This window comes from Streptomyces sp. NPDC059895, from assembly GCF_042731035.1.
In the GTDB taxonomy this organism is placed as follows: domain Bacteria; phylum Actinomycetota; class Actinomycetes; order Streptomycetales; family Streptomycetaceae; genus Streptomyces.
Window position 1 is genome coordinate 81427 of the sequence record NZ_JBHWKO010000036.1, and the last position, 8135, is coordinate 89561.

The window sequence follows — 8135 nt, forward strand, 5'->3', positions numbered from 1 at the left end:
CCCGGTGCTGCGGGCCACACTCCGGAGCTTCCTCGCGCACAAGGGGCGCCTGCTGCTGTCCGCCCTCGCCGTCGTGCTGTCGGTGGCGTTCGTCGCGGGCAGCCTGATCTTCTCCGACACGGTGGCACGCACCTTCGACCGCCTCTTCGCGTCCACGTCGGCCGATGTGACGGTCGAGCCGGAGGAGGACCTGACCGCCTCCGTCCCCACCGGCGCGGTCCGGACCCTGCCCGCCGCCCTCGCCGACCGGGTGGCCCGCACCGCCGGAGTGGCCTCGGCCCACGCCGACGTCAGCGTGGAGAACATCACGGTCGTCGACGCCGGACACACCTCCGTGGGCCAGGCCGGCGGGGCGCCCACCCTCGCCTCCGACTGGTACGTCACCGAACGCAGCGCCGTGGAACTGACCTCCGGCCGCGCCCCGCGCGGCGCCGGTGAGGCACTGATCGACGCCGACACCGCCGGCCGCAAGGACGTGGAGATCGGCGACACCCTGACGATGATGGCCCAGCCGGGTTCGTTCCCGGTCCGCGTCGTCGGCATCGCCACCTTCCGGACCACCAACCCGGACGCCTCCCTGGTCTTCCTCGACCCCGAGGTGGCCGCCACCCGGCTCCTGGGCTCGCCGGACCTGGCCACCGGCATCTCCGTCGACGCGGCGGAGGGCGTGACCGACGCCGAGCTGAAGCGCCGCGTCGCCGCCGCGGTCGGCTCCGGCCCCTACGCCGTGCAGACGGCCGACGAGCAGGCGAAGTCGGCGACGGAGGAACTGGGCGGGTTCCTCGACGTCATCAAGTACGTGATGCTCGGATTCGCCGGGATCGCCGTGCTGGTGGGTGTGTTCCTGATCGTCAACACGTTCGCGATGCTGGTCGCCCAGCGGACCCGTGAGCTGGGTCTGCTCCGCGCGCTGGGCGCGGACCGCCGTCAGGTCCGGCGCTCGGTGCTCACCGAGGCGGTGCTGCTGGGCCTGGCCGGCTCGACACTGGGCCTCGCGGCCGGCATCGGCCTGGCGGCCGGTCTGATCCGGCTGATGAGCGCGCTCGGCATGAACCTGAAGACCACGGAGATGGTCGTCGGCTGGGCGACCCCGGTGTCGGCGTACGCCGTCGGCGTCGGCGTCACCTTCGTGGCCGCCTACCTCCCGGCCCGGCGGGCGGCGGCCGTGTCGCCCATGGCGGCCCTCGCGGACGCGGAGGTCGCCGGTGTGGGACGGCCGCTGAGGGTGCGCGCGGTGGCCGGGGCGGTCGTCGGCGGGCTCGGTGCCGCCGCGCTGGTGGGCTGCGTGACCGCGTCCCGCACGGCGACGGCGGCCTCGCTGCTGGGGCTGGGCGTGGTCCTCACGCTCGTCGCCACCGTCGTGGCCGGCCCGCTGCTGGTGCGTCCGGTGATCCGGGTGCTCGGCGCGGGCCTGCCCGCCCTGTTCGGCCCGGTCGGTCTGATGAGCCGGCGCAACGCCCTGCGCAACCCGCGCCGCACCGGCGCGACCGCCGCCGCCCTCATGGTGGGCCTCGCCCTGGTGGGCGGCATGTCGGTGGCGAGCGCCTCGTTGTCGGCGTCCTTCGACCGGCAGATCGACAAGACGCTCGGCGCCGACTTCGTCGTCCAGGACGCCGGCTTCACACCGTTCCCGCGGGAGGTGACCGACCGCGTCCGCGCCACGGACGGCGTCGGGGTCGTCGTACGGCAGCGGTTCGCGCCGGTCGCCGTGCGGCTGCCCGACGGCGAGCGGATCGAGACGACGGCCGCCGGGTACGACGACCGGGTCGACGAGGTCGCCCGGGTGCGGTACGCGCGGGGTGACTCGGCGGCCGCGCTGGCCGACGGCGCGATCGGCATGGACGCGGACTTCGCCGGGGAGCACGGCGTGCGGATCGGCAGCGTGCTGCCGGTGCGGTTCCCCGGCGGCCGGACCGTCACACTGAGGGTGGGCGCGCTCACCGACCAGGACACCGAGGGCTTCGGCATGCGGGGCGGGCTGTTCCTCAACGCCTCGACCGTCGAGGAGTACGTGCCCGGGGGCCAGGACTCGGCGCTGTACCTGAACGCCGCCCCCGGCACCGACGCCGACGAGCTGCGGCCCCGGCTGGAGCGGGCGCTGGAACCGTATCCGCAGGTACAGGTGCGTGACCAGGCCGACTACAAGGAGCTCGTCCACGGCCAGATCGCCGTGCTGCTGTACCTGGTGTACGCGCTGCTGGGGCTCGCGATCGTCATCGCGGTGCTCGGGGTGGTCAACACCTTGGCGCTGTCGGTGGTGGAGCGGACCCGGGAGATCGGGCTGCTGCGGGCCATCGGGCTGGCGCGGCGGCAGGTGCGCCGGATGATCCGGCTGGAGGCGGTGGTGATCGCGGTGTTCGGCGCCGTCCTCGGGCTCGCGCTGGGTCTGGTGTGGGGCGTGTGCGCACAGCGGGTGCTGGCTCTGGAGGGCATGAAGGAGCTGGCGATCCCGTGGGGCACGATCGTCGTGGTCGTCGTCGGCTCGGCGGTGACAGGGATCGTGGCGGCGCTGCTGCCGGCGTTGCGCGCCTCCCGGATGAACGTGCTGGCGGCCGTCGCGCACGAGTGACGGCACACGAGTGACGGCAGCGGGGCGAAAGCCCGCGCACGACGGCAGCACGGCGGAAGCGCGCACATGACGGCGGCGCGACGGCAGCACGCCGGCAGTACCACGGAGCCCGCGCACGACAGCAGCACGGCGGGTCCCCGCGCACGACAGCAGCACGGCGGAAGCCCACGCACGACAGCAGCACGGCGGAAGCCCACGCACGACGCAGCACAGTGGAAGCCCACGCACGACGCAGCACAGTGGAAGCCCGCACCGCACCGACCGGAGGAGAGTCCATGGCGCGCCCGTTCCGCTTCGGAGCGAGTCTGATCGACCCCGCGCCCGCCGAGGAGTGGCGCGCCAAGTGCCGCCGGGTCGAGGAACTCGGCTACGACGTGCTGCTGGTCCCGGACCATCTGGGCATGCCGGCGCCGTTCCCCGCCCTGGTCGCGGCGGCCGCGGCGACCGAGCGGCCGCGCCTGGGCACGTTCGTGCTCAACGCCGGGTTCTGGAACCCGGCGCTGCTCGCGCGTGAGGTGGCGACGACGGACGCGCTGACCGGCGGGCGCCTGGAACTCGGGCTGGGCACCGGGTACGTCCGGGCGGAGCACGAGGCGGCGGGGCTGCCGTGGGGGTCGCCCGGCGAACGGGTGGACCGTCTGCGGCGTGCGGTCGAGGAGCTGGACCGGTCACCGGGGTCCACGGTTCCCCTGCTGATCGGCGCGAACGGGAACCGGATGCTGGAGCTCACCGCCGAGCACGCCGACATCGCGGCCTTCACCGGCGCGCGGCCGTCGGCGCAGAGCCCGACCGGGCTGACGCCGATCACGGCCGGCGCTCTCGACGAGCGCGTGGCGCGCTACCGGGAGCTGGCGCGCGGGCGCGCGGAACCGGCGGAACTCAACCTGCTCGTCCAGAGGGTGATCGTCACCGAGGACCGCGAGGCGGCCGTCCGGCCCCTCCTGGAGCTGGCGCCGCACCTGACGGAAGAAGAGGCGCTGGAGCTGCCCGTCCTGTTGATCGGCACGCTGCGGGAGATCGTCGCGCAGGTGCTCGCCCAGCGCGAGCGCTACGGGTTCTCGTACCTGACGGTGCTGGAGCCGTACGTGGAGGCGTTCGCGCCGGTGATCGCGGAGCTGCGGGGGCGGTGACCGTCCGGATGCCGATATTCCGCCTCCCGGCCCGCAGCCCATGGTGTGATCATCCGCATGTCTGATCTACGGCTACGGGCCGCGACGCCCGACGACCTCGACGCCGTGCTCGCCTTCTGGAAGACCGCCGCCGAGGGCACGAGCATCAGTGACGACCGGGAGGGCGTGGAGCGGCTGGTCGCCCGCGACCCCGAAGCGCTCCTCCTGGCCGAGCGGGACGGGGAGCTGGCCGGCACGGTGATCGCCGGGTTCGACGGATGGCGCTGCCACCTGTACCGGCTGGCGGTGCATCCGCGCCACCGCCGCCAGGGGATCGGCTCGGCGCTGCTGGCCGCCGCGGAGGAGCGGTTCGTCCGGCTGGGCGGGCGGCGCGGCGACGCGATGGTGCTGACGCGGAACGAGACAGCGCACCATGCGTGGCGGGCGGCGGGGTACACGCCCGAGGAGCGCTGGCGGCGCTGGGTCAAGCCGCTCACCGGCTGACCCCGCCCACCCGCCCGCCCGCCGTTTTGCCGATCCTTTACACTTGGGGGACCGTGCGGCTCGTACGGTTCCCCCAACCCGTCCTGAAAGGTGTGAGCGTCCGCCCATGGGCGAGCCTCCCAGTACGCGACATCGCGCGATCCTCCCTGCCCTGTCCGACCATGGGACGGAGGTGACACGATGACGGAAGTCCTCCTGCTGCTGGTGGCGATCCTGCTGTCGCTCGCGTGCGGCGCCTTCGTCGCGGCCGAGTTCTCGCTGACGACCGTGGAGCGCGGCGAGCTGGAGCGGGCCGTCGAGCGGGGCGAGACCGGCGCGGCCGGCGCCCTGAAGGCCGTGCGCAACCTCACGTTCCAGCTGTCCGGCGCCCAGCTCGGCATCACCGTCACCAACCTGGTCGTCGGCATGCTCGCCGAGCCGTCGATCGCCGCGCTGATCTCCGGCCCGCTGGAGTCGGCCGGCCTGTCCGCCACCGCGGCGAGCTCGGTCGCGCTGGTGCTGGGCACAGCCCTGTCGACGGTGTTCCTGATGGTCGTCGGCGAGCTCGTCCCGAAGAACTGGGCGATCTCCTCCCCGCTGGCCGTGGCCAAGCGGGTGGGCAACGCGCAGCGCTGGTTCAGCGCCGCCTTCCGCCCCTTCATCACGCATCTGAACAACACCGCGAACCGGGTGGTGCGCCGGTTCGGCCTGGAGCCCGCCGAGGAGCTGGCCTCCGCCCGCAGCCCCCAGGAGCTGGCCGCGCTGGCCCGGCACTCCGCCAAGCAGGGCGCGCTGGAGGCGGACACCGCGGAGCTGTTCGTGCGCACCCTGAACCTGGCCGACCTGACCGCGGAGAACGTGATGACACCGCGCGTCCAGGTCGTCGCCCTGGAAGCCCAGGCGACCTGCGAGGACGTCGCGAACGCGACCCGGGCCACCGGTCTGTCCCGCTTCCCCGTCTACCGGGGCAACCTGGACCGAGTGGTCGGTACCGCCCACATCAAGGACGTCCTGGCGATGCCCGCCGAGCGCCGTACCCGCGTGGCCGTCGCCGAGATCATGCGCGAACCGCTGCTGGTGCCCGAGAGCCTCACCGTGGACCGTCTCCTGGACCGGCTGTCCGGGAAGCGGACGATGGCCGTGATCATCGACGAGTACGGCGGAACGGCCGGGGTCGCGACCCTGGAGGACATCGTCGAGGAGGTCGTCGGCGAGGTGCGTGACGAGCACGACCCGCACGAGACGCCCGACCTCGCCCCCGCGGGCACGGACGACACCGGCCGCGCCCTGTACACGGCCGACGGCGCCGCCCGCACCGACCAGCTCGCGCGCGTGGGCCTGCACGTCCCGGAGGGCCCCTACGAGACGCTCGCCGGCCTGGTCGCCACCGAGCTGGGCCGCATCCCGTCCGTCGGTGACCGCGTCGAGGTCGCCCGCTGGCGCATGGACGTGGTCGACGCGTCCGGCCACCGGGCCGCGCGGGTGCTGCTGCACGCGCCGCTCGACGACCCGTCCGAACAGGAGGTCGGCCGGTGACCGCCGTCCAGTTGCTGATCGGCCTGGCGACCCTGGTCGTCAACGCCTTCTTCGTCGGCGCGGAGTTCGCGCTGATCTCCGTCCGCCGCTCGCAGATCGAGCCGTACGCCGAGCGGGGCGACCGGCGCGCCCGGAGCGTGCTGTGGGGCCTGGAGCACGTGTCCGCGCTGATGGCGGCCGCCCAGCTCGGCATCACGCTGTGCACCCTGGTCCTCGGTGTGGTCGCCGAACCGGCGATCGAGCACCTGCTGGAGCCGGCGTTCCACGCGGTCGGCGTGCCCGAGGGGGCCGGCCACGCGGTGTCCTTCGTGATCGCGCTGACCCTGGCCACGTACCTGCACATGCTGCTGGGCGAGATGGTGCCGAAGAACATCGCGCTCGCCGAGCCGGTGCGCAGCGCGCTGCTGCTCGGCCCGCCGCTGGTCGCGCTCTCCCGGGCGCTGCGTCCGGTGATCTTCGCGATCAACGCCTTCGCGAACGCGCTGCTGAAGCTGCTGCGGATCGAGGTCAAGAACGAGGTCACGGCCACGTTCTCGGACGCGGAACTGGCGCAGATCGTCAAGGACGCGGGAGAGGCCGGCCTCCTCGACGACCGCGCCCAGGAGCGTCTGCACGACGCCCTGGAGCTGGGCCGGCGCCCGGTGCGGGACGTCGTCGTACCGCTGGAACGGGTCGTCTACGCGCGCGTGGGCGTCACCCCGGACGAGTTGGAGCGGCTCGCGGGCGAGTCGGGGTTCTCCCGCTTCCCCGTCGTCGACGAGGGCCGCCGGATCGTCGGGTACCTGCACGTGAAGGACGCCCTCGACGCCTCGCCCCGGGACGAGGCGTTCCGGCTGCGGGACCTGCGTCCCATCGCGCGCGTGCGGGAGACGACGCCCCTGGACGACGTCCTCACCGCCATGCGGGGCAGCCGTACGCATGTGGCGGCCGTGATCGGCGCCGACGGGCGGCTCGCCGGGCTGGTGACCATGGAGGACGTGCTGCGCGAGCTGTTCGGGCAGCGGGCCTGAGCGGGCGCGGGCGGCGGAGGTGAGCGGGCGCGGGCGGCAGGGGTGAGCGGGCGCGGGCGGCAGGGGTGAGCGGGCGCGGCAGGGGTGACCGACCGCTGGGTATGCCCGGCGGGATACCATCGCTGACGCCATGCAGACGAACACCACACCCCCGTACTCCAGCCTGGTCGCGGTCGGCGACTCGTTCACCGAGGGCATGTCGGACCGGCTGCCCGACGGCACCTACCGCGGCTGGGCGGACCTCCTGGCGGGCCGGATGGCGGCCCGCACGCCCGGCTTCCGGTACGCCAACCTCGCGGTGCGCGGCAAGCTGATCGGCCAGATCGTCGCGGAGCAGGTGGACGTGGCCGCCGCGATGGGCGCCGATGTGATCACCCTGGTCGGCGGCCTGAACGACACCCTGCGCCCGAAGTGCGACATGGGCCGGGTCACGGGCCTGCTGACGGAGGCCGTGGAGCGGCTGGCCCCGTCGTGCAAGCGGCTGGTGCTGATGCGCAGCCCCGGCCGGCAGGGACCGGTCCTGGAGCGGTTCAGGCCGCGTATGGAGGAGCTGTTCGCCTGCGTCGACGGTCTCGCAGCCCGCCACGACGCCCTGGTCGTCGACCTGTACGGCGCCCCCTCCCTCGGCGACCCGCGGATGTGGGACGTGGACCGGCTGCACCTGACGGCCGAGGGCCACCGCCGGGTCGCCGAGGCGGTCTGGCAGGCCCTCGGCCACGATGCCGAGGACACCGGCTGGCACACGCCGATGCCCGCGACGCTGCCGCCGGGCTGGCTCACGCGGCGCGTGGCGGACGCCCGGTTCGCCCGGCGGCACCTGCTGCCGTGGATAGGCCGCCGGCTCACCGGCCGCTCGTCCGGCGACGGCCTGCCCCCCAAGCGCCCCGAGCTGCTGCCGTACGAGGTCCCGCCGGCGTAGGCGCGCGACGGAGAACGGCACCTCGATAATTCGCCATTGAACATGGCGAGTTGCGGCACTCGTTCGGGTGAATAGAGTGGAATGTGACCAATTGACCCACGCCCCGAAAGGGGACAGTCATGCGTGCACACAGCGGAAAGCGGGCCACCGCCCTCGGTGCCCTCCTCCTCGCCGTCGGCGTGGTCCTCACCCCTGTCACCCTCCAGCAGGCATCGGCGGCAACGCCGAGCACACCTCACGCCGGCGTGTCCACGGTGGTGGACAGCCCACGCGACTACCGACGGGGCTTCAGGGACGGTTTCCGTGACGGGTACGCGGACGCCAGGGACGACTGCCGACGCGAGAAGGCGAAGAAGTACGGCTTCAGCAACGACGACTACACCCGCGGCTACGCCGACGGCTACAGCTCCGGGTACGCCCGGGCCGAGCGGCGGTACTGCTGACCCGCGCGGGCCGGCGGAGCGTGCGGACGGCGGCCCCGCCCCGGTGGAAGGCCACCGGGGCGGGGC

7 protein-coding genes are annotated in these 8135 nt (G+C 73.7%); all 7 read left to right on the forward strand.

Annotation, left to right across the window (positions count from 1 at the left end):
- Positions 1 to 4 precede the first annotated feature (4 nt).
- The 7 genes from ACFV9M_RS31290 to ACFV9M_RS31320 all read left to right on the forward strand — a co-directional run bounded on the left by ACFV9M_RS31290 (position 5) and on the right by ACFV9M_RS31320 (position 8069).
- Entirely contained in the window at positions 5 to 2569 is a 2565-nt protein-coding gene (locus ACFV9M_RS31290) for an ABC transporter permease (RefSeq protein WP_385077384.1), read from the forward strand.
- Positions 2570 to 2844: 275 nt separating this feature from the next.
- On the forward strand, positions 2845 to 3699 hold the full coding sequence (locus ACFV9M_RS31295; RefSeq protein WP_385077387.1) for a TIGR03621 family F420-dependent LLM class oxidoreductase: 855 nt from the start codon (positions 2845 to 2847) through the stop codon (positions 3697 to 3699).
- Positions 3700 to 3756: 57 nt separating this feature from the next.
- Complete coding sequence (locus ACFV9M_RS31300) at positions 3757 to 4182, forward strand: GNAT family N-acetyltransferase (protein WP_385077390.1); 426 nt, start codon at positions 3757 to 3759, stop codon at positions 4180 to 4182.
- A gap of 180 nt (positions 4183 to 4362) precedes the next feature.
- Positions 4363 to 5697, forward strand: coding sequence for a hemolysin family protein (locus ACFV9M_RS31305; RefSeq protein ID WP_385077393.1), 1335 nt, complete (start codon positions 4363 to 4365; stop codon positions 5695 to 5697).
- Positions 5694 to 6707 carry a hemolysin family protein gene (locus ACFV9M_RS31310; RefSeq protein ID WP_385077395.1) on the forward strand — a complete coding sequence of 338 codons (1014 nt, stop codon included), beginning with the start codon at positions 5694 to 5696 and terminating at the stop codon, positions 6705 to 6707. The genes ACFV9M_RS31305 and ACFV9M_RS31310 overlap by 4 nt, the downstream gene beginning before the upstream one ends.
- Before the next feature lie 130 nt (positions 6708 to 6837).
- A complete protein-coding gene (locus ACFV9M_RS31315; RefSeq protein ID WP_385077398.1) occupies positions 6838 to 7626 on the forward strand; it encodes an SGNH/GDSL hydrolase family protein in 789 nt (262 codons plus the stop codon).
- A gap of 119 nt (positions 7627 to 7745) precedes the next feature.
- Positions 7746 to 8069, forward strand: coding sequence for a hypothetical protein (locus tag ACFV9M_RS31320; protein ID WP_385077400.1), 324 nt, complete (start codon positions 7746 to 7748; stop codon positions 8067 to 8069).
- Positions 8070 to 8135: the final 66 nt, after the last annotated feature.